This is a genomic window from Streptococcus symci, assembly GCF_006385165.1.
GTDB classification, from domain to species: domain Bacteria; phylum Bacillota; class Bacilli; order Lactobacillales; family Streptococcaceae; genus Streptococcus; species Streptococcus symci.
Window position 1 is genome coordinate 206,445 of sequence record NZ_VFJA01000004.1, and the last position, 21,816, is coordinate 228,260.

Sequence of the window (21,816 nt, forward strand, 5' to 3'; positions counted from 1 at the left end):
CCAGTTTAAAAATTACGGCCTGACTTATTATAGCCATATTTTTCAACAAAATACTCACGGAATTCCAAGAGATTGTCATCCATGATGGCTTGGCGTACTTGCTTCATCAGGTTGAGCAAGAAGTAAAGGTTGTGGTAGCTAGTCAAGCGGATACCGAAGGTTTCATCAGCCTTGAGCAGGTGACGAAGATAAGCGCGTGTATAGTTCTTACATGTGTAACAATCACACTCAGGATCCAGTGGCGTAAAGTCCTCAGCAAACTGAGCATTTTTGACAACCAAACGACCTTGACTGGTCATACAAGTTCCGTTACGAGCGATACGAGTCGGCAAGACACAGTCAAACATATCTACACCACGAATCACCCCATCAATCAAGCTATCTGGCGCTCCCACACCCATCAAATAGCGAGGTTTATTTTCAGGCAGCAGTTGAGTTGTAAAGTCCAAGACCGCATTCATTTCTTCGTGGGTTTCTCCCACTGCTAAGCCACCGATAGAGTAGCCTGGGAAATCCATGCTGACAAGGTCATGAGCTGATTGGCGACGCAGGTCTTCAAATCCTGCCCCTTGCACAATTCCAAACAAACCTTGGTCATGTGGACGACGGTGAGCCTTCAAACCACGCTCAGCCCAACGACTGGTACGCTCGATTGATTTCTTCACGTAGTCATAAGGCTGATAAAACTGGGGACATTCGTCAAAGGACATCATGATGTCTGAGCCCAGATTATTCTGAATAGAGATAGCTTTTTCTGGCGATAGGAACATCTTAGAACCATTGAGATGGTTTTTAAAAGTTACACCTTCTTCTGTGATATTGCGGCTATCTGCTAAGGAATAAACCTGGAAACCACCACTATCTGTCAAGATAGGCTGGTCCCAATTCATGAACTTGTGGAGACCACCTGCGCGAGCGATGAGTTCATCTCCAGGACGAAGCCAGAGATGATAGGTGTTTGACAGGATAATTCCCGAACCCATCTCCTTCAATTCTTCAGGCGACTGAGTTTTGACAGTGGCTTGTGTCCCAACTGGCATAAACATAGGTGTTGGGAAGGTACCGTGGGGTGTGATGATTTCTCCCAGACGAGCTCCCGTGTGTTTTTCTTTCTTAATCAAACGATATTTGATTGGTGAATCTGACATTTTCTACCTCCGAAGCTGGGAAAAACAGTCCCAGTTCATACTTTGTGCCCAAGGGCATACTGTATGATTTTATCAAAAAAAGCTTGAACTGTCACGAACTATGGTATAATGAGAGAATGAAATACCCAAAAATTGATTTAAAAACCATTCGTCTGCAGGCCAGACAATTTCAATCTGAAAATCCCCGCCTCTTTCTCGTCTATCTCTTACCTAGCATGCTAGTCATCTTGTCTGGCTTCCTCAATCCCTTAGAGCGTATCAACGAGTCTATTTTAGAGCAACCCTTTTTAAGCGTGCTTGGTCATGTATTCCAAGCTTACCTTTTTCCACTATTAGTCTCCTTTATCGGGACGATACTTCTAACCAGTTCCGTCTATACAACGCTGAAACTCATCAAGAATCCAGATACAGAACTATCCGTCAAAAATAGTCTCACTCTCTTTAACGAAGAGCACTTTTCACAAACCTTTTTAACTCTCCTTCTCAAACGCTTCTATCTCTTTTTATGGAGCATTCCTAGTTTGCTCGGGATTTACTTCCTCTTTTACAGTAGCTTTCTTGCAAAGAAATTCGTTGCCCTTCATCCTGAGTTTCCCAATCTGGATCTTACGTCAATTGAAACCGAGCGTTTCCTCATGACATTTGGTCTCTACTTTCTAGCAAGTATCCTCTTGATGATTGTCGGAAATAGTCTCTATATTCCACAATACTATGCCTATTCGCAGGTAGAATTTCTCCTCTGTGATACTCTAGATTTAGGACAAGCCAAACCAGGGCAAATACTTAAAACCAGCCGTTTCTTAATGAAAGGTTACAAATTTCAGCGCTTTGTCCTAGACTTACAACTCCTTCCTTGGTATTTCCTCAATTGGATTACCTTTGGGATTGCTAGTTTCTCACTCCTACCCTACATTCAAATCAATAAAATAATTTTTTACCGAGCAGTACTGGCTCGAAAACGTCCAAAAGCTTGAAGGTGGCCCCTCAAGCTTTTTTCTATCAATGAATTTCTCCGCCTACCAACTTGAGATCCTGATCTCCATATTCTATCATGGCGTCGATTGCCGCTTCTATCCCTCGCCTAATATCCACTAAACTCATAGCTGGAGTAGTCGGCCTATTCACCACCTGTTCCATCATATAAGGAATGTGCATAAAACCTGCCTTAACATGTGGAAATTTCTTCTCTACCAAATAGAGGGCCTGATACATCAAATGATTGCAGACAAAAGTCCCTGCCGTATTGGAAACAGAGGCCGGCAAGCCCTCTTTTTTTATAGCTTGAACCATCGCTTTAATCGGCAGACTACTAAAGTAGGCCGGAGCACCGTCTGGGCGAATGGGAAGGTCAATCGGTTGATTACCCTCATTATCAGTAATGCGTGCATCGTCTTGATTAATGGCTACTCGCTCAGGTGTCAAGCTAGACCTTCCACCTGCTTGGCCGATACAAAGGACAAAGTCAGGTTGATAACGGTTCATCTCTTCTTCCAATACTTGAGCAGATTTGTAAAAAACTGTTGGCACTTCTAGCCAGCTGACCTCAGCGCCATGGATTTCAGCTGGCAAACCTTTAATGGCCTCCAAAGCTGGATTAACCTTTTCCCCTCCAAAGGGCTCAAAGCCTGTCACTAATACTTTCATTTCTAACTCCTCAAAACCATTTCAATAAAACTCTTTTCTTAAAGACAAGTATAACATATTTCCCTTATTCTGGAGTGAAAAGGACTAGCGAGACTAGGATTGACCTTTTGATTTTATTTAAAAAGTAAAATACTAATCAAGGCCAAAATAGCTGGTCCGCCTTGCTTTAAAATAATTTTTTTATCTGCTGTGAGAGAGCCATAAGCCGCAGCACCAATCACAAATAAAACAAAAATAGTCACAATTTCTAAATTCTGTGAGAAATAAATACCATACAAGAGAAAAACTCCTAGCAAAGCATTATAAATCCCTTGATTTTTAAACAATGAACTTACTGACGGACGAGCCAGTTCTTCCTTATCCATCTTAAAAACACGACTAGTCGCATCTGATTGCGTTGCAATACTTTCCAAATAAAAAATGTAAAAATGCTCCAAAGCAACGATCGTTGCTAAAATAATTGTAATAATTGACATCTATTTCTCCTTAAATTTCTATATTTTCAATCCCCAAAACCAATTTATTTAATAAACGGCTAAGTTCTGTTCTTTCAGACTCTGTTAAGATACTTTCCATCTCTTCCTTAACTTTGGTATGCTGCAGAGGAGGATTCACCACTAACTGCTCCTTAGCATACTTTGTAGCCTCTACCAACACTTCCCGCTGATTTTCAGGATTACGATGACGCTCCACCAAACCTTCCTTTTCCAGAATCTTGAAATGTCGTGTCAAAGCAGCCTGATCAATCTTCAAACGCTCCTGAACCGCCATTTGATTACAGGGAGAATTCTCCAATAAAAACAGTAAAATCTGATACCGTGTCAAACTAATCCCAAGTCTTTTTTCAAACAATTGCGTACTCGCTTGCTCAGACAAGCGGAGTTGATAAAGCAGATCTTGAATCTCTATCATTTCTTTTCTCTTTTCGATTGATTCATCAATAATTGACTAATCAAGTATAATATAAATTAAAATAGATTGCAAGAATGTTGCTTCAATCATTACAAAATGGTAACTTCCATTTCCCATTCATATTGATACTCAATGAAAATTAAAGAGCACACTAGGAAGCTGTCCGTAGGTTGCTCAAAGCACAGCTTTGAGGTTGCAGATAAAACTGACGTGGTTTAAAGAGATTTTCGAAGAGTATGACAAAGAAAAAACGAACGAGACTCGCTTTCTATCACGAAAGCTAAATCTCATTCGTAAAAATGATATTACCAAGTCTGGTTTATCCATTCATTGAAACGTGAACGTGGTCATAGTGATTTTCTGTCACACTACCGCGGTCTGGCATTGGGTTCCAAGTATTAGCTGGCCCATATTTGCTATCGAATGGAGCATAGAAACGTTGTTTCCAAATAATGTAACTAATACCACGGCTGGCCATGTTTTGAATAGCGTATTCCGCAATCTTATCCCCTAGTTCTGAGCTTTCTGGCACCATAAAATCGATAGCCAAACCTTTTCCGTGATCTCCACTATCTCCTGGACGGTAACCACTAAAGGATGTGATGCCAAACAAGTTGGCAATCTCTTCTTTAAAGGCAGCTGTTTGTGGTTGAAGACCTGCATTTTCAGATTTCGCTACCGCAAGTCCAGCATAATCTGGAGCTGCTGGAGCTGCGTAAGTTGCTGAAGTTGTTTTCGTCTCTTCTGGTTGATAAGTAGAAACTGCTGTTGTAGCTTCATTTGATGAGGCTTCTTTTACTTCTTCTGAACTTGTTGTAGTTGTTTCGGTTGCTTTTTCTTCTACTGGCGTTGTAGTTGCTTCCACTACTGATTCAGCTTGAGGGCTTGCTTGTATTTCATGCTTATCAGCTGGAGTCGTTGCCTGAGGAGCTGCCTCTGCAACTGCACTACTTGTTTCGGCTGTTTGCTCCTCTGAGACAGAAGTCTCTGTAGATGGTGCCACTTCTTCTGCAGTAGCAACTGTCTCTGCAACTTCTGAATTTGTTGCTACTTCTTTTGTACTTGTATTTTCTACCTCTTTTGGCGCTTCTGCAATCGGTTGAGAAAGGTCTGCAACCTGAACAGTTTGATCATCAACCGTCACTTGATTGGTTGTCAAATCTGCTGTCGCAGTTGTCACTTCTTCACTAGAAGCCGCTTGAGGTGTTTGGATTTCAACTTCCGTTATTTCTTCTGCTTCATTGACAGTCGTTGTCAAAACAGTTTCTGGGAAAATCAAGTCCATATTCGTGATTTTATTCAAATTCGCAAGAACTGTGACATCTACACCCAAGGCTTCTGCAATGGTGCTCAAGGTATCACCATACTGAACGGTATAACTTGTTTTGTTATCCGTTTTAGTCAAATCGTTTTGGATTTGCTCAACACTACGTGCAGTCCAAAGAACTTCTTCTGCTTGAGTTGCCAATACTGGGGCAAATGACAAGGCTACTGTTGAGGCTAATAATATTCTTTTCTTCATTCTTTCAAATTCCTTTCAAATGAGTACCTGTCTATGATAACACAAAAAAAGCAGAAAAAAAGCCCTCTCGGGCCTATTTAACAGAACTGTCTATTCCTTGTAACAAACTCGGTTACTTGAAATAGTTTGTTAGGTCTCTGTCACAAAACTGACACAATCTTTTTATCGCACAGTCTCAAAAATATGGGAAATATCTGATAACGCTTGAATCCTGTGATTACCTTCATAAGTCGACTCTAAAAAGTTGAGGCTTTGAATCCCACTATTCTGGGCAAATTCCACATCCAGAGTCCGGTCCCCTATATAATAGGTGTTATCAGGATTTAGCTGATACTTGTCTATCAGATAGTTAGCTGCTTCTGGACTTGGCTTCCGCGCAAAGCCACTCTGACTTGTTAAAATCTCCGTAAAATAGGACTCCAAACCCAAGTCTCTGAGAATGGTAAGAGCATTGTCTCCCTTATGAGTGTAAACAAACTGCTGAATTCCTGCTTGGTCTGCCCATGCTAGCATCTCACGCGCACCTGGCATTAAGACTACCTGGGCATTTTTTTCAGCCAGACTCTGTGCACGCACCTGATTTAGCACTTCCACATCTAGCTTTCGCTCTTCTGCCACCTGCACAAGCAAATCCTGCACAGAATACTTGAGAATAAACTCCCTCACCTTCCCTTTATCATAAGGAATAGCAAACTGAGCAAAAGTCTCCTCAATTCCTGATAAAATCGCTTCATAAGAGTCCAATAAAGTCCCGTCTAAATCCCAAATAAAAGCTGTTTTTTGCATTTCCTATCCTTTCAAGCTCATATAGCGTTGGTAACGGTAACGTAGAAATAACCAACGAAAACCATTATCCAAAAGAGTTCCGGCCCAAATACCAGGCAAGCCCCAACCAAGCACAATCCCCATCAGATATCCTGTTCCAATGCGGATACACCACATTCCTGTACTTGTCGCATAAAAGGGAAGCCGAGCATTGCCCAAACCCTGCCAAACTGCTGTATAGATGACTGTTCCTATCGTCATAGGAGCACCAAGTAGTGAAAAAAGTGTCACTAGAACACTAGCCTCCACCGCTAGAGAATCAGTCGTATAGAGATGAGTTAGTGGTATACCCAAAGCATAGATACTGAAGGTCAAGGGTAACATGAGGACCAGAGAAAGCCCAAAGGTTTGTTTACTCAACTTATCTACTCTATTCCAATTATCCTCTCCAACCGCTCGGGCCACCAGCATGACCGTTGCCGTAGCGACGCCAAAGGCAGGCATGTAGTTAAACTGAGTCAAGACTTCTCCGACTGCATTTCCCGCCACCGCCTCCGTTCCAAAAGAAACGACCAAGGCAATGATAACGACATCTCCAGCCCGCATCATGAGCCGCTCTCCAGTTGCTGGCAAAGCTAAGGTCAATAGTTCCTTATCTAAACCAAAAGTCGGTTTCTCAAAAGGCAGCTTTAATTGCGACCATAAAATCACAAGACCTATCAAACGAGACAGAATTGTCCCCCAAGCAACACCAGCTATTCCCATATCCAGAACAAAAATAGCTAGACTTGAAAAAAGAATATTCAAGGCATTAGATAAAAAACTAACATAGAGAGGCAGACGTGGATTATGTGTTGCACGAATCAAGGCTCCCAGACTAGTCATTAAACCTAAGAGAACAATCGATCCGCCTACCAAAGATAGATACAGTCCACCACTCTCAGCTACAGCCCTCTCCGTTCCCAATAGTCCTATCATCTCTTGCCCAGCGAAGATGGACAAAGCTCCTAAAAGGAAACTTAATAATAAGGTAATCTTCAACGCCTCAGTCACATGATAGGCTAGCATAGATTGATCCTTCTGCCCCAAACTTTTTGAAATAACACTGGAAATAGCAGCTCCCAGAGCGATGAAAATCGCTTGGTAAATCGTGATAATATTGCCAGCTACTGATACACCCGAAATAGCTATCAAGCCCAAGTGGGCTACCAAGTAACTATCCACCATTCCCATGAGCATCTGCAAAAAGTTTTCGCCCATAGCTGGTAAGGCAATATTAAGAATGTCTTTATTTTTCTTAAACAATCCTTCCTCCTGATGAAAAGAAACTCAGTTGGTTTCCCAACCGAGTTTACTCCCTCTGTCTTAAAGTCCTAGATAAGCCTCAACCGCTACTTGCATGTCTGTTGCTGCAACAGTTGTCTTATGACGAACAGGAGCTGTTTCAAGCCCATCAACTGCTGGTGGCACTGCAACGCCTGAAATGTCATGTAATTGAGCCAAGGCTTCAAAGTCAGTCAAGCCAACTTTCCCTGTTACAGCTTCTACTGCAACTACTGGGAACTTGTATGGACTAGCTGTTGAAGCAATCACCGTCTTAGTCGCATCGCCAGTAGCCGCTTGGTATTTCTTATAAACTGCCGAGGCAACCGCCGTATGTGGATCCTCGATATAAGAATCTGACTCATAAACACGCTTGATTTCTGCCGCTGTTTCCTCCTCAGTAGCATATTCAGCCGCAAAGAGATCAAGAATCTCTGCATCAAAATTAGTCAACTCATATTGACCTTGTGTATTCAAAGCATTCATGAGTTCAGCTGTTTTAACCGCATCATTACCCAAAAGATGGAAAATGAGACGCTCCAAGTTTGAAGATACCAAGATATCCATAGATGGGCTAGTTGTTACCTTAAACTCACGTTTCTTATCGTAAACACGTGTCTTGAAGAAGTCTGTCAAAACATTGTTATCATTTGAAGCACAGATTAATTTGCCAACTGGTAGGCCAATTTGCTTAGCATAAAAGGCAGCCAAGATATTTCCAAAGTTTCCTGTTGGTACTGTAAAGTTGACCTTATCACCAGCCACAATCTCACCAGTCTTGACCAACTGAGCATAGGCATAAACATAATAAACAATCTGTGGCACCAAACGACCAATGTTCATAGAGTTAGCTGATGAAAATTGCAACTTGTTGGCTGCCAACTTCTCACGAAGGGCTACATCGTTAAACATATGTTTGACGCTAGTTTGCGCATCGTCAAAGTTACCATCAATAGCAATAACATGAGTATTGTCACCAGTTTGAGTGGTCATTTGCAACTCTTGTACCTTGCTGACACCATCCTTTGGATAAAAAACGATAATCTCAGTACCAGGTACATCCGCAAACCCTGCCATAGCAGCTTTCCCAGTATCACCAGATGTCGCTGTTAAGATGACAATCTTGTTCTCCAAACCATCCTTCTTAGCAGCTGTTGTCATAAAGTATGGCAAAATAGACAAGGCCATATCCTTAAAAGCAATTGTTGAACCATGGAAAAGTTCCAAGTTATATTGCCCGTCTAATTTCACTAATGGTGCGATAGCTGGAGTATCAAACTTGCTATCGTAGGCATTGTTGATACAGTAGTCCAACTCTTCAGCTGTAAAGTCATCTAAAAATGCTGACAAAACAATCTTAGCAACTTCCTGATAAGAAGCATCTTTCAATTTGTCAAAGTCCAAATCTACCTTTGGATAAGTAACCGGTGTAAATAAACCACCGTCCGTCGCCAAACCTTGCAAAATAGCTTGGCTAGCAGTTACTGTATTGTTGGCATCACGCGTTGATTGATAAACTAATGTCATTACTCTCTATCCTTTATCTATAGTCTCATCCATTATATCATGATTTTTCAGAAAATTCTCCTTTTACAAGAGAAATTATAGGCTCAATTCTTCTTTCAAAGGCTGTAAGTAGGTCATTTCTTGCTTATTTCTCATCTCCAGTCCTTCCTCGGCTAGCAGGAGTAAGTCTTTGGAAATTTCAATAATCGCAGTTTCTTCCTCATCTGTAAGCTTCTTCTTAGAAAATTGTCGTCTTAAAAACTTATAATTTTTCCCAAATTCTTTAAAGAAAAGCGCTGCTTCTAAGTAAGCTTCTAACTTATCTAAATTAACCAACAATCCTAAGTGAAAAGCTGCTGAAGCGAAGGTTCTATCTAGAGGTTGAGTACACACACTACGAAACTCAACTGTTCCTCGAGTCGTTAAGTCTTGATACTGATAACTACGATGTGTTCCAAAATCCTTCTCTTGAGGATAAATAATAATCTCATCCCCATTAAGTGCATATGCTTGAATTTCAGGTGTAGCCAAATAGTCCCTCGCCTGAATCGGATAAAAATAATAGGTTTGTTCATCACGTTCCGCAGTAAAAATTGCAGAATGATCTAGATAATCAAAAAAATCATCCTCATCTTTAAAGAGTCTAGCATTGACCCCGACGTTTTCTGGATAGATACCATGCATCGATTCTTCCCAGAAAATATCCCTTGCAATTCTCGTATCCCAATCCTCACCTGAAAACTCAGAATTGGCAAATAAATAAGCCTTAGCCGCTTCAATTTGGGTAAAAGCATTAATCACTCGTAAGTAGTTAAACTTTGAAACATCCAACTGTACCTGACTCCCACAGATAAAAGCACCATATTCAGGGAAATGATGCAAGTCTGATTTAGTCACATTTCTACTCAAATTCAAATAGTCCATCAGCATGCGATACCGTGGGAAAGCCACTGGACAATTCTCATTTTTATCCCAGTTGGGATGAATACCACAGCCGACAATAGCATGATTTGATTCAGCTAACTTCTTCTGGATTGCTCCCATATAAATACTAAAACGTTCTTCAACTTCTTGTATCGTTTCAGCCTTACCAAATGCAAACTCAATCGTAGTATAGGAAACTTCAAATAAAATAGTATCCTGACTTACTGGATCCACTAACTGAATAGGAGTCCCAAAATCATCTACCTTTTCGACAGTAAAATTCATAGCAGAAACTAAATATCGGAATAAGCATTTGATAACTTCAACATCTGTAGCATTCCCTTCCAAGTTTACAATAGGATATTCCAGCTCAATCCCGAGAAACAATTCAGGATTTTCTTTAATATTTTTCAAATACCGATGTTTTAATAAATCGATAGAACGAGACATACTTCCCTACACTTTCATAATCTAAATAAAATTTGAATAACTATTATTATACCAAAAATAATATAAAAAAGGAACGAAGATTTACAACGTTCCTTAACTCTATACTATACCGGCGGCCAACAAACTAGCGTTAAAATAAGTTAAAATAAATAAGTTGAAAGCGATTAAATCAAGATATTATCACACGCTAGTTAGTATTGAAATTAAGGAAATTGACCAGTGGTTGACCAAATAAATTTTTAGTTTTCACTGCAATTTCAAAGTTTAAAAATTTAATAATCACAATTTTTTATATAGAGTTCGATACCGTGTTCGGCACAATTGGTATAGTCCAATATTTATTCTCAAAACTAGTTTAAATAGCGCAGTCTTTTCAACTAGTTTTGTGAATCCAAAAAATCTTCCTATTTATAATAAGAAGATTTTTTTAATTATTCTATAATTGTATAATCTCCACTATCTAACAAGTCTATTACTTTTTGAACAAATTGTGTTGAGAGTAAATCTACTATATCAGCTCCATGAGTTTGAAAGTTCTCATCTATTTCTTTTATTTCTAATTGAGTATTTTTTTCTACCCTTTCTTCTGTAATTGGGGTATGAAAACTATATTCACCGATTTCATAATACAAGAAATATAAATATTTTTTCTCACCTAAACTATAATCAAAAAATTCAACTTCCTTATTTCTATCGTAGTCATAGTAACTATTTTCCCAAACAATATCATTTCTTTTTTCATTATATAGTTTTTCATAATTTTTTTGATAACTATAGACTCGTTGGCTTTTCTCACCTACATACTGTTTATGAATTAATTTTGGGCTGAAGTTTAATAATAAATCTTCTTTCATACTATAGTATTTTTCTTTCTGTTCTTTTGCATTTTCAATATTATTTTCTTTGTATTTGTAGAATCCAGCTTGCTTATAATCTTCCATCTTATCTCGATAGTTTTTTGCTCTTTTATTAACAGAATATATACACTCCGCAATAATTTTATTTGTTATTTCTTTCTTCTTAATTAAATCACTATATTTTTTAGGAGTTCTCATTTTTTAACCCTCACATTATATCTTTCTTCTAATATATTTTAATAAAAATCTTCCTATATAGATAAGAAGATTTTTTATTATTCTAATTCTTTCTGCGTACTGTTACAAGTCCAAATGTGCCAAGAATTGCACCAAATACCAACATCACAACACTTGAAGTTTCTCCAGTATTTGGTAAAGTTTTTGATTTTTCTACTCGTGAGTAACTCATTTTTTCGTTTTCTACTGGTTTAACAGCAGGCGCTGAATATGTTTCACGTTTTTCCTTCACAACAACATTTCCTTGAGCATCCAAAGTCACTTCTTTACCAGTTGCAAGAGCTTTTTGCAATTCGTCAACATTGACTTCAGGAAGTGCTTCAGCAGTTGGAGCTACTTTAGGGACTGCGATCACTGTTCCGTCAGGCAATTTGGCAACAACGTTTTCTTGAGCTTTTTCTGCAAGGTCAACGAGTGCGTCATATTCTGTTTGCAAGTCTACCAACTTAGCGTGTTCTGTACGGTATGCAGACAACAATTTTTCAAGAGCAGACTGTGCAGTCTTGAGTTCAGCTTTTGCTGTTTCAAGTTTAGCTTCAGCTTTTGTTTTCATATCTTGAGCAGTTGCTAGTTTAGCAGGTGCGTCCAAATATGCTTGCAATTGTTCAGCCAATTTCTTAGCTTCTTTAACAAGAACATCTTTTTCTTCAAGAAGTTTAGCACTTTGTTTGTTTAAAGTGTTTACTTTATCTTCTTGAGCTTTTATTTTAGCTGAAGCATCTGCAAGAGCTTGTGACGCAGTTGTTTGAACAGCTTTAACTTCGTCAAGTGCTTTTTGAGCGTTTTCAAGAGCAACTTTCTTGTCAGCTAGACTTGCTGAGAAGTTTGCAACTGCATCATTTGCTTTAGCTTCACGAGCTTTTGCATTCTCAAGAGCAATTTCTGCCAAACGTAGGTTGTTTTCAGCAACTTGAGCTTGAAGTGGAGTAGCCATTGCGTCAGCGAGGACTTTTTCAGCTTCAGTTTTCAAGCTGAGTGCGCTTGCGTAATCAGTTGAAGCTTTTGTCAAAGCATTCTTAGCATTTTCTGATGCAGTTTTAGCTTGTTCAACATTTGCTTTAGCTGTTGCGACAGCTTTTTCAAGGGATACTGTGTCAGTTTCTTTGGTTAATTTCTCACCAGAATAGATACCAACAACGTTAATCAATGTATTGTAACCACCGAATTTAGCAATAGATACACCAAGGTCTGATGATGATGTCACAATGTTTTTCAAGTGAGACCATTTAGCTGGTGCATCAGCAAATGTCATTGTCATTACTGCATTGTAAACTGTTTGTTTCAATTCATACATTGTTGTAGCTTCTCGCAAGTTAGAAGCATTTTCACCAAAGTAATCACCAGCTAAATGTCCTGCTTCAGAAATTGTTTTATTGCGTTTTACGTATTTTTCAGCTTGATTTTTAGCTGATTTCATTGAACCAGTATTCAATTCAAGTTCTTTTAATCCTAGTTGTTTACGGATTGTATTTACGACTTGAAGGTTATAATGAGCAACTTCAAGTAATTCTTCATCAGTTAAGTGTTCTGCGTCAACTGTACGTTTTTTATCAGCTTCGCTGATTTTTGTTGAAGAGTTTTCAATAACAGTAGCACCAGAGTCAGTCATGAAGTCTGAGTCGCCTTCGGCTTTATCTTTCTTGAACTGAGTCAAGTCTGCGATTGTTACAGTATCAACACCAGTATTTACCAATTTATCTTGAGCAGATTTCAATTCAGCTTGAGCTGATTGCAATTTGCTTTCAACTGAGTCAGCATGTTCTGTAGCGCTCGCAAGTTTATCTTTAGCCAATTTGACAGCGTCATTTTTAGTATTGACATCTGTTTCAGCTGATTTGATAGCTTGGTCGCGGTTGGCATCTGCTTTAGATGCGTTTTCTTTTGCAGTTTTAGCGTCAGCGACTGATTTAGTTGCGTCTTTGACATCTGCTTGAGCGTCTTTCAAGTCTTTTTGAGCAGAAGCAAGTCCAGTACCGTCAAGAGCAGATTGTGCGCTTGCAACGGCTTGTTCAGCAGTTTGGACATCTTTGTTAGCTTGTTCAAGGTTAGCTTGAGCAGTTGCCACGTCTGATTGTTCTTCTGCAAGAGCTTTTGTTTCAGCTTTGATTTGTTCATTTGTAGCTTCGGTTGCTTTTTGGTTAGCAGTTTGAGCTTCAAGGTTCTTAGCTTGAGCATCTTTTACTTCAGCAACTTTTTCAGGTGTTGCTTGAGCAGTAGTTGCTTCAGCATCTTTGACAGCTTGATTAGCTGTAGCTACTTCTTTCTCAGCAGAAGCAACAGTAGCTTCTTTTGCTTTCACATCAGCTTTAGCTGTGTCAATCTTAGCTTCAGCATCTTTAACAACAGCTTTTTGAGCGTCAAGAGCAGGTTTTACTGTAGAAGGTGCAGGAACTTCACTCTTTTCAAGTGGCTTCACTTGAGTTTTAGTAACAAGAGCATGTTCATTAACAGCAGTGTTAGATGGTACTGGAGTCGCTTGAGCTTCTTGAGCAAATGCAGTTCCACCAACAGATGCAAGAGCAATAGCTGTTGAAGTTGTTAGAGTTTTAATAGTTTTGTTTGACATAAAATCTCCAAAAATCCCCATTAACAACTATATATAGTTGTTTTTTTATTTTATTATAGCACATCCAACCAACCTTGTAAAGTCATAATCAATCTTTTAAGAACTAAAATATGTAAAAAAAATACTGTAATATTTAGTTTGAGAGGTATTGTATGAAACAATCATTAAGAAAGTATGTAGGAAAACGAATCCGCCTTTTAAGGTTGAAAAAAGGATTTACACAAGAACAAATTGAAGAACGAGCTGACCTTGGAACAAATTATGTTTACAAACTTGAACATCTCGAAACAAATATAACAATTAATACCCTTGAAAAAGTTATGAATGCTCTTGAATGTGATATTTCATCTTTCTTTGATATTACAAAAAAAGATGAAAATCCTGAAATTGTTGAATTAATTACGAATATAAAAAATTTACCTGATAATAAACAAAAAGAAATACTCTCCGCATTCCATATCATACTTAATAATTTAAAATGATAATTTAATGATTTTATTTACTTCTAATTAAACTATAGCTTAGTTTAAAAAAACGCATAACTCTAGACGAACATGCTAGAGCTATGCGTTTTTATTTTATATTCATCAAATCAACAGTCCACCTATTTAAACTATCGGTTAAAACTATTTCTCCTTCCAATTGTTCTTGATAATGAATCATAGATTTTATAAATGTATCTACTGATTTAGAAAAATCAAGTTGCGGATGAAATTTAGAATCATCGCCAGGTAATGAATCAATTGTCATTTCAGCAGTCAATGATAAAGTTTGTAAAATTAAATCAATAAATTCTTTTCCTCTATTAAATAGTGTACCGTTTGAAATCATATCTAATAGTTCAGTTTCAAAAAAATTAGTAATTTTTTTATCTAATTTTGTAGTATACAAATTACTAAAATAATTAGCATGTCTTTCAAAAAACTCTTCCTTGTAATGATTGTATAAAAGTTGCATAGCTAATAAACTATTCTCATTATCCTTATCAATCTTGAGATTTGGAAATAATAAGCTAATTCCATCACCATATTTATTTTCCCATTCTCTAATAGCTAAGTCATAAGCATGAGGGACATAGTAACTCAAAGATTTTTCAATTAACTCTGTTTTTTTCTTTAAAAGATAATTCATACCTGCAAAAAACAACATTCCGAAATAAGATTCACGTTCTATTTTATTTCCCCAAATTAAAGTATATGAATCTGTAAACCTTAAATTTTTAACAATTTCAAAAGCATAGGTTGGTGTCAAAAGATACGGATTTTTTTTATATCTTTTATTATTTACAATATTACTAACAACATTAGGGTCATTTAACAAAATATCAATATTTTGCAATTTTTTATCTTTTTTTCTATATTTCACGCGTTGACTAATCATTCTATAAATTTCTTCATCTAATTTCATGTAGTACCTCTTTTCTTTAATTGATACTACTAGTATAACATAAAACTTGGGTGGTTTCTAGTTTTTAATCCAATTTTTTTAACGCAATCCAAACCCAATATTTTAGCTATAATGGACTTATGATAGTTGATAGCTATCAAAAAAAATTAACAAAGGAGGTACCAGTGATGGTATTTTTCAAAAAAGTAAATGGTTATAGTTCTAGTCTAGCAGAAGAGGCTCTTTCAGATGAAGTTGTTAAGTTGGTAGGTAAACAAATTGAGACTCAATATGAATTCGAAAAAACTGGTGAAATTGTTAAGGGTAAAGAAAAAATGAAACGTACTGATAAAATTTTAGGTTATCAAATTTACGTTGCAACTGACAATCACAATCCTTTCAAAGTCAAGTTTTTACCTGAGAATAAACCAGTTCTGTCTAAGATTGATATCGGAGATATTGTTGAATTTGAAGACTTAGAAGCATTTGAGAATAAATTTGGACAGCTATATTTCAGGGCAAAAGATATTAAGAAGAAAGGAAAATAATGCATGGCTTTTTTAATTAATAAAAGCCAAACTCAGAAAGTGTCAGAAGCGGTTATTTCTGACACTACTGAATTTGGTAAAAATAAATACGAGTTAGAACAATTTATTCTTCGAAATTTGAATAATGCTCTCAATATTAATGATGAATCATCTTATTTAAACTCATTTGATATAAAAGTTCTGAGTAATGATACTGGATTTTTATTCATTCCAAATTTACCTGTATCGTATCCGATTGATACGAAATTGTATTTTGATTTATATGCAATTTGTTCTGGTATTCTATATCCTTTTAAAACGCTATTAACTCAAAATAATGCATACTTTATCTCATATGATACAACTAACGAAAATCAAGCACGTGCATTTTTCTTTCCTTGGATTGACGGGATACCCAAACGTTTAAAGATAGGTAATTTACAAACTTTTATTAAAGAAAAGGTATCAGAGAAACATATTCCGATAATGTCAAATACTGTATCAATTGATATGACAAAAGTAGTCCATCTTGCAATAAGCGGTTCCAGTGGTTCAGGGAAAACTCATTTTGTTCAATATCTCATCCACTGTTTAAAATCAATCACAAATCAAATCATCTGTATTGACCCTAAATTGTCAGATATCTTTTTATTAGCTAAGGAGCTAAATTTAGAAGTGTTCTCTCCAATCAAGGGTTCAAACTTGAATAGTTTTATTACCGAAGTCAACGAATTATTAGCTCGTATCATTCATAAGATATACGAACGTCAAGAAACATTACTAACAAAACCAGAAACTCAGTTTGAACGTATTTATATTGTTATTGATGAGCTGTTAGCATTGGTACAAGGTAGTTCAAAACAAGCACGTGAAGCATTTTCTCAGTTACTAGGAACAATTGCTTTACTTGGTAGGCAAACAAATATTAGTCTAATTTTATTAAGTCAACGATTTGATGCAACTGCTTTTGGAGGTAATACAGCAGTACGTGAACAAATTAACTGTATTTGTATCTTAGGTGAGATAAATGCGAATACTTGCCAATTTTTGCTACCCAACACTAATGTCGATAATATTGTAGTTCCTACTGGAATTGGTACAGGTATTATCAAGTTTACAGATAGCGAACACAGAACTCACATTATGCCCTTGTTAACCCCAACATATGATATTAGAAAGGAAAAAGGTACATGAGTAATTATTTCAATAAATATAATGTAATTAATTTTACAATTTTTATTTCATTAATATTCTTCATTTTTGAACGTTTAGCTACATTTTTCATTTTTCAAACACATTTAGAAACATTTTTTAATTTTATTGTTTTTATTTCAGTATTACGTTTAATTGCAAGTTTATCATTTTTATTATTACTATTCATAATTAATATAGATTTTGCATTTCGGAATGCTGAGTTTGATTATTTCAGGAATAGCATCAAATCATACGTCGCGACATGGCAAATGAGACGATTTTGTAGACAGATAAATGTAGAACCAAGTCTAGAAGAATCTTCTCGCTACAGTAATTCAAAACAAGAAATTATCAGAAAAGCGAATCGTTCTCTACTGACATTAACTGTCATTTACTATAAAGACAGGGCTGTTGCAAAATGGACTTTCCCAGCAAATTGTGAAAGTTATAATATTATGGAAGAATTATTGGCACAAGCAAAAAGAGAATTAAACCAGCTAGACAGTAATTACTTATTTAATGATTTTATTAGATTAGAAAATAGTAGAACATTCATCTCAACAGCATTTAGAAAAAAATAAAGGTGCGGTGTACTGCTACTGAAGGTAAGCAAGTACACCAGCACCATAAATTTTAAACAATTCACGTCTAATGAATAAGAATTTTATGTTGTGATGTGTCAAGTAAATATGATGCTTGTTTGAATGTGGATGCACAGTTTTCTCCGTCTGTGCATCCACATCCAAACCATATCACAACAACTCAAAATCAACACATACTCTTTATTTTGTGTCAAAAACAGAAAGGATTTTTATGAAAATTAATCAAAATGATAGAAAACGAAAATTTTTTGGTCAAATTTCATTTGAATATGAACATAATGCAAATTCAGAATTAACTGAAAAAGATTTTCGTGAATCAGTTATTCAACGAATTAAAGACTATTGTAAAAATGAAGAAGATAGGTATCATATTATTTTTCACGATAAAGATTTAAAAGATGACGGAAGTTCAAAACCATTGCATGCACATTTTTATATTGATTTTAAGCATGCTCATACTTACTCATCAGTATTTAAAGCTCTATCAATTTCAAGGGAACAAAATTTAGAATTTGTTCGTAGTTCAATTAAAACATGCAGATATCTTACACATAGGAATGAACGTAACATGGAAGAACACAAATTTCCCTATGAGGTCAAAGACGTTATTTCATCAGAAAATGCAAATTATATCGATGATATCATGGGAAAAATCAAAAATCATAGCAAAGAAAAGTCTGATAGTGGTTTAGAAATCGATGAATATTGTTTAGAGTTAAGTTATCAAATTTCAGAGGAAGGGTTACTTATAACGGAAGTAAAACAACAATTATTTGAGCAATTTACTCAACGAATAGCACAAAAAGCGTGGAACTCAAATAAAAGACAATTTGAGGAAAACAGACAAGAATATATTCAGAAAGAGTTTATTCGTATGAGTAAGGGCGAACGAAATCATTCAGGTATTTATATTCAAGCTGAAGGGGGAACAGGAAAATCCTATTTAGCTCGCTTACTGGCAGAAGAACATGATAGATTAGGCGCGCATACCCCATCAATAAATAAAAAGCGTTTTGATTTGGGTTCAGGTTATAAAGGGGAAAAAACAATTATAATAAATGAATTAGATGCAAGTTGTGGTATGACTTTTAGAGAACTGTTTCAAGTATTAGAACCAGATTCAGCTACACAGTTAAGTTCACGGTTTAAAGATGCGTATATCATTAATGATTTAACAATTATCACAAATTCAGACACTTATTGGGATTGGTGTGATTCGTGGTTTGGTAAGAAAAATAAAGAATATCATCAGCTAATGAGAAGAATTAGATTTGTAATCAAAATGGTTCATGATGAAAAGAATAAAGTTATCAAAATTGAATTATGGAATTACACAGCTACACGTGATTTAAAAGAAAAAGCGAAACAAGCATTTGAAAAATTACAGACGTATTCACTAAAAAGTGTAGAAAATGAAGAAGAATTTCGAAAAATTGCTTCAGAAATATTAGAAAGAATTAAGAAAGAAAAAAATATTGACAGTAAAAGAAAAGTTATCACTACAGACTCAACCGACCAAAGCGAGTGCAGCGATAACTAAAGTTAATGGAAACAGTAAATACTATTTCTATACATTATTTTATCACAGAAAGAGAAAAATTCATATGACAGATAAGTTTTTAATCAAAATAGACAATTTAGAAGTACAGTTGCCTGCTTCTCATATTATCGTTGAAAAAGATGAATATCTTGATTTAAAAAAGCAAGCCTCAAAAGGGAAATATATTAGCTTAGATGAGGTTTTAAACATGTTATCAGTATCTCGACCTTGGTTATTAAAACATGTTCTTTATCAGCCAGATATTCGCTCAAAAATCGATATTGAAAAGAATAAAGATGGTTTTGTGAAATATCCAGAGAATCAGGGTGGACGGTACTACTTCTTAGCTAGCAAAACAAAACAATTTTTTGAAGAAAACTTTGCAGAAATCTTTAATTTATGATACGATAATCAAGATAATATCTTGATTATTGTCTTTTTAGAAAGAGGTAATCATGTCAGTTTCATACAGAAAAAGAGGTAAAAAGAATTTATGGGACTATAGAATATTTGATAAAAATAAAAAGGTAGTGGCTTCAAATTCAGGATTCAAGACAAAAAGAGAAGCTGAAATTGAAGCACTAGCTCTTGAACTCAAATTGATAAACGGTGCAATCATTGATAAAAATATTACATTCTATGCCCTTTGGGAAAAGTGGTTAGAATTAACAGTTAAACCACAAGGAAAAGCGGATTCTACATTCAATAAACATTTATTGCGTGGTAAGTTTATCAAAGAATATTTCAAGGACAAACCAGCTTTGAAAATTAAAGCAAGCGAATATCAAGGTTTTATAAACAAGTACGCTGAAACAAACTGTCGTGACAATGTTAGTAGAATGAATGCGGAAATTAGAAATGTAATTGTATTTGCGAAACGAGATAAGCTCAATATCGAAGATTTTACTGAAGGTGTCATTATTTCAGGTCGTCCCCCTAAAAAAAGAAAAGATGAAAAATATATTCATAGTTTTCAAGATTATCAAAAGTTAGTAACATATTTAGAACAAAATCTTGATTTAGCTACTTCTATAGTTCCCTATCTATTGTTAATTCAATTAAAAACAGGAATGCGTGCAGGAGAAGTTGCAGGTCTCACATGGGATTGTATATTGTGGGAAAGTTCAGAAATCAAAACTTATAGACGATATGATACAGCTAGGAAACGGTGGGCAAATCCTAAAACAGAAGAATCAATTCGTACAATTCCTGTTGATAACGATACTTTAACTATTCTAAAAAAATTAAAACAAGAACAGACTGTATTCATTGAAAACGGTACAATTACAAATCACGAAAATATGGTTTTAGTAGATTTGAATTATAAGATTGTAACAAATGCAGGGATCAATAAGCATCTAAAACAAATTTTAAAAGATTTGAAAATTTATCCTCAAACTATGACAAGCACAGGTCTGAGACACACGTATTGTTCAACAATGTTAGGAATGGGTGTTGATATTTGGGCAGTCTCAAAATTAATGGGGCATCGAGATATTAAGCAAATAACTGAAACTTACGGCCATCTGATAAAGGAAAAAGCGGATATTGAAAATAACAAAGTTCGTGCTGTTCTGACGAGTTTAGTTAAAAAATAGAATTATTGACCAAAAGTTGACCAAATCGAAAAGGAACGCTGATTTATCAACGTTCCTTAGCTCTATACTATACCGGCGGCCGGGGTCGAACCGGCACGTCCTTGCGGACACTGGATTTTGAGTCCAGCGCGTCTGCCAATTCCGCCACGCCGGCAAATAGTAACTGGGGTAGCTGGATTCGAACCAACGCATGAGGGAGTCAAAGTCCCTTGCCTTACCGCTTGGCTATACCCCAATAATATAAAATAGGCGAGTGATGGGGATCGAACCCACGCATGCCAGAGCCACAATCTGGTGTGTTAACCACTTCACCACACCCGCCATAATTCTATTAACACGGGCAGTAGGAATTGAACCCACACTGAAGGTTTTGGAGACCTTAGTTCTACCTTTAAACTATGCCCGTAAAATGGAAGGGGAGGGATTCGAACCCCCGAACCCGAAGGAGCGGATTTACAGTCCGCCGCGTTTAGCCTCTTCGCTACCCTTCCAAAAAATATAAATGGCGCGAGACGGAATCGAACCGCCGACACATGGAGCTTCAATCCATTGCTCTACCAACTGAGCTACCGAGCCTTATTGCGGGAGCAGGATTTGAACCTACGACCTTCGGGTTATGAGCCCGACGAGCTACCGAGCTGCTCCATCCCGCGTTATTACAAAAGGAGGATGTGGGATTCGAACCCACGCACGCTTTTACACGCCTGACGGTTTTCAAGACCGTTCCCTTCAGCCGGACTTGGGTAATCCTCCAAAATAGTCCGTACGGGATTCGAACCCGTGTTACCGCCGTGAAAAGGCGGTGTCTTAACCCCTTGACCAACGGACCAAACTTTATGGGCACGAGTGGACTCGAACCACCGACCTCACGCTTATCAGGCGTGCGCTCTAACCACCTGAGCTACGCGCCCAAGTTAAAAACTTGGTAATTTGAACAAAGTTCAAAGCGGGTGACGAGAATCGAACTCGCGACAACAGCTTGGAAGGCTGTAGTTTTACCACTAAACTACACCCGCTTAAATGGGAGTTAACGGGATCGAACCGCTGACCCTCTGCTTGTAAGGCAGATGCTCTCCCAGCTGAGCTAAACTCCCTAGAGCTAAGCGACTTCCATA

20 protein-coding genes and 12 tRNA genes are annotated in these 21,816 nt (G+C 36.8%); 8 read left to right on the forward strand and 24 right to left on the reverse strand.

What is annotated here, in order from left to right; translation table 11 throughout:
- Positions 1-5: 5 nt before the first annotated feature.
- Positions 6-1,148 (reverse strand): tRNA guanosine(34) transglycosylase Tgt, encoded by a 1,143-nt coding sequence (tgt, locus tag FJN11_RS09295; RefSeq protein ID WP_001285237.1) that lies wholly within the window; start codon positions 1,146-1,148, stop codon positions 6-8.
- A gap of 116 nt (positions 1,149-1,264) precedes the next feature.
- On the opposite strand from tgt, the gene FJN11_RS09300 reads away from it, so the two are divergent.
- The gene (locus FJN11_RS09300) at positions 1,265-2,122 is read left to right on the forward strand and encodes a DUF975 family protein (RefSeq protein ID WP_061590014.1); all 858 of its coding nucleotides are present in this window, start codon (positions 1,265-1,267) and stop codon (positions 2,120-2,122) included.
- A gap of 25 nt (positions 2,123-2,147) precedes the next feature.
- Here FJN11_RS09300 and pcp read toward each other — a convergent pair whose 3' ends face one another.
- From pcp to FJN11_RS09355, 10 genes are all read right to left on the reverse strand, one after another.
- Positions 2,148-2,792 (reverse strand): pyroglutamyl-peptidase I, encoded by a 645-nt coding sequence (pcp, locus tag FJN11_RS09305; protein WP_140224548.1) that lies wholly within the window; start codon positions 2,790-2,792, stop codon positions 2,148-2,150.
- Between the two features lie 113 nt (positions 2,793-2,905).
- Positions 2,906-3,268, reverse strand: a complete 363-nt coding sequence (locus tag FJN11_RS09310; RefSeq protein ID WP_140224550.1) for a DUF1304 domain-containing protein — start codon at positions 3,266-3,268, stop codon at positions 2,906-2,908.
- 10 nt (positions 3,269-3,278) lie between these two features.
- Complete coding sequence (locus FJN11_RS09315) at positions 3,279-3,704, reverse strand: MarR family winged helix-turn-helix transcriptional regulator (protein WP_181146414.1); 426 nt, start codon at positions 3,702-3,704, stop codon at positions 3,279-3,281.
- Positions 3,705-4,023: 319 nt separating this feature from the next.
- A complete protein-coding gene (locus FJN11_RS09325; RefSeq protein ID WP_049510068.1) occupies positions 4,024-5,226 on the reverse strand; it encodes a LysM peptidoglycan-binding domain-containing protein in 1,203 nt (400 codons plus the stop codon).
- A gap of 162 nt (positions 5,227-5,388) precedes the next feature.
- Positions 5,389-6,012, reverse strand: coding sequence for an HAD family hydrolase (locus tag FJN11_RS09330; protein WP_049487279.1), 624 nt, complete (start codon positions 6,010-6,012; stop codon positions 5,389-5,391).
- Positions 6,013-6,015: 3 nt separating this feature from the next.
- Positions 6,016-7,296: an MATE family efflux transporter gene (locus FJN11_RS09335; protein WP_140224552.1), complete on the reverse strand. Its 1,281-nt coding sequence runs from the start codon at positions 7,294-7,296 to the stop codon at positions 6,016-6,018.
- A gap of 60 nt (positions 7,297-7,356) precedes the next feature.
- Positions 7,357-8,841, reverse strand: coding sequence for a threonine synthase (thrC, locus tag FJN11_RS09340; RefSeq protein WP_061590007.1), 1,485 nt, complete (start codon positions 8,839-8,841; stop codon positions 7,357-7,359).
- Between the two features lie 75 nt (positions 8,842-8,916).
- Positions 8,917-10,194, reverse strand: a complete 1,278-nt coding sequence (locus FJN11_RS09345) for a glutamate-cysteine ligase family protein (RefSeq protein ID WP_140224554.1) — start codon at positions 10,192-10,194, stop codon at positions 8,917-8,919.
- Between the two features lie 431 nt (positions 10,195-10,625).
- Positions 10,626-11,249, reverse strand: coding sequence for a hypothetical protein (locus tag FJN11_RS09350; RefSeq protein ID WP_124788088.1), 624 nt, complete (start codon positions 11,247-11,249; stop codon positions 10,626-10,628).
- An 82-nt stretch (positions 11,250-11,331) separates the two neighbouring features.
- Complete coding sequence (locus tag FJN11_RS09355; RefSeq protein ID WP_140224556.1) at positions 11,332-13,854, reverse strand: SEC10/PgrA surface exclusion domain-containing protein; 2,523 nt, start codon at positions 13,852-13,854, stop codon at positions 11,332-11,334.
- A gap of 152 nt (positions 13,855-14,006) precedes the next feature.
- Between FJN11_RS09355 and FJN11_RS09360 the strand changes: the two genes are divergently transcribed.
- Complete coding sequence (locus FJN11_RS09360) at positions 14,007-14,336, forward strand: helix-turn-helix domain-containing protein (RefSeq protein WP_061863774.1); 330 nt, start codon at positions 14,007-14,009, stop codon at positions 14,334-14,336.
- 91 nt (positions 14,337-14,427) lie between these two features.
- On the opposite strand, the gene FJN11_RS09365 is transcribed toward FJN11_RS09360, so the two are convergent.
- A complete protein-coding gene (locus tag FJN11_RS09365; RefSeq protein ID WP_061865079.1) occupies positions 14,428-15,261 on the reverse strand; it encodes a hypothetical protein in 834 nt (277 codons plus the stop codon).
- A gap of 167 nt (positions 15,262-15,428) precedes the next feature.
- Between FJN11_RS09365 and FJN11_RS09370 the strand changes: the two genes are divergently transcribed.
- From FJN11_RS09370 to FJN11_RS09395, 6 genes are all read left to right on the forward strand, one after another.
- Positions 15,429-15,788 (forward strand): hypothetical protein, encoded by a 360-nt coding sequence (locus FJN11_RS09370; protein WP_061863773.1) that lies wholly within the window; start codon positions 15,429-15,431, stop codon positions 15,786-15,788.
- Positions 15,789-15,791: 3 nt separating this feature from the next.
- The gene (locus tag FJN11_RS09375; RefSeq protein WP_061863772.1) at positions 15,792-16,961 is read left to right on the forward strand and encodes an FtsK/SpoIIIE domain-containing protein; all 1,170 of its coding nucleotides are present in this window, start codon (positions 15,792-15,794) and stop codon (positions 16,959-16,961) included.
- Complete coding sequence (locus tag FJN11_RS09380; protein ID WP_061865078.1) at positions 16,958-17,542, forward strand: hypothetical protein; 585 nt, start codon at positions 16,958-16,960, stop codon at positions 17,540-17,542. Before FJN11_RS09375 ends, FJN11_RS09380 begins: the two co-directional genes overlap by 4 nt.
- A gap of 232 nt (positions 17,543-17,774) precedes the next feature.
- The gene (locus FJN11_RS09385) at positions 17,775-19,103 is read left to right on the forward strand and encodes a Rep family protein (protein ID WP_061863770.1); all 1,329 of its coding nucleotides are present in this window, start codon (positions 17,775-17,777) and stop codon (positions 19,101-19,103) included.
- A gap of 64 nt (positions 19,104-19,167) precedes the next feature.
- On the forward strand, positions 19,168-19,506 hold the full coding sequence (locus FJN11_RS09390) for a DUF771 domain-containing protein (protein WP_061863769.1): 339 nt from the start codon (positions 19,168-19,170) through the stop codon (positions 19,504-19,506).
- 52 nt (positions 19,507-19,558) lie between these two features.
- The gene (locus FJN11_RS09395) at positions 19,559-20,701 is read left to right on the forward strand and encodes a tyrosine-type recombinase/integrase (protein WP_061866437.1); all 1,143 of its coding nucleotides are present in this window, start codon (positions 19,559-19,561) and stop codon (positions 20,699-20,701) included.
- 70 nt (positions 20,702-20,771) lie between these two features.
- On the opposite strand, the gene FJN11_RS09400 is transcribed toward FJN11_RS09395, so the two are convergent.
- From FJN11_RS09400 to FJN11_RS09455, 12 genes are all read right to left on the reverse strand, one after another.
- Positions 20,772-20,855, reverse strand: a tRNA-Leu gene (locus FJN11_RS09400).
- 9 nt (positions 20,856-20,864) lie between these two features.
- A tRNA-Gln gene (locus FJN11_RS09405) sits at positions 20,865-20,936 on the reverse strand.
- Positions 20,937-20,949: 13 nt separating this feature from the next.
- A tRNA-His gene (locus tag FJN11_RS09410) sits at positions 20,950-21,022 on the reverse strand.
- Between the two features lie 14 nt (positions 21,023-21,036).
- Positions 21,037-21,107, reverse strand: a tRNA-Trp gene (locus tag FJN11_RS09415).
- A gap of 4 nt (positions 21,108-21,111) precedes the next feature.
- Positions 21,112-21,192, reverse strand: a tRNA-Tyr gene (locus FJN11_RS09420).
- A gap of 12 nt (positions 21,193-21,204) precedes the next feature.
- Positions 21,205-21,277, reverse strand: a tRNA-Phe gene (locus FJN11_RS09425).
- A gap of 3 nt (positions 21,278-21,280) precedes the next feature.
- A tRNA-Met gene (locus FJN11_RS09430) sits at positions 21,281-21,354 on the reverse strand.
- 10 nt (positions 21,355-21,364) lie between these two features.
- Positions 21,365-21,454: transfer RNA gene (locus FJN11_RS09435), tRNA-Ser, on the reverse strand.
- A gap of 4 nt (positions 21,455-21,458) precedes the next feature.
- Positions 21,459-21,530: transfer RNA gene (locus FJN11_RS09440), tRNA-Glu, on the reverse strand.
- Between the two features lie 8 nt (positions 21,531-21,538).
- Positions 21,539-21,612: transfer RNA gene (locus tag FJN11_RS09445), tRNA-Ile, on the reverse strand.
- A gap of 34 nt (positions 21,613-21,646) precedes the next feature.
- Positions 21,647-21,717: transfer RNA gene (locus FJN11_RS09450), tRNA-Gly, on the reverse strand.
- 5 nt (positions 21,718-21,722) lie between these two features.
- Positions 21,723-21,795, reverse strand: a tRNA-Val gene (locus tag FJN11_RS09455).
- Positions 21,796-21,816: the final 21 nt, after the last annotated feature.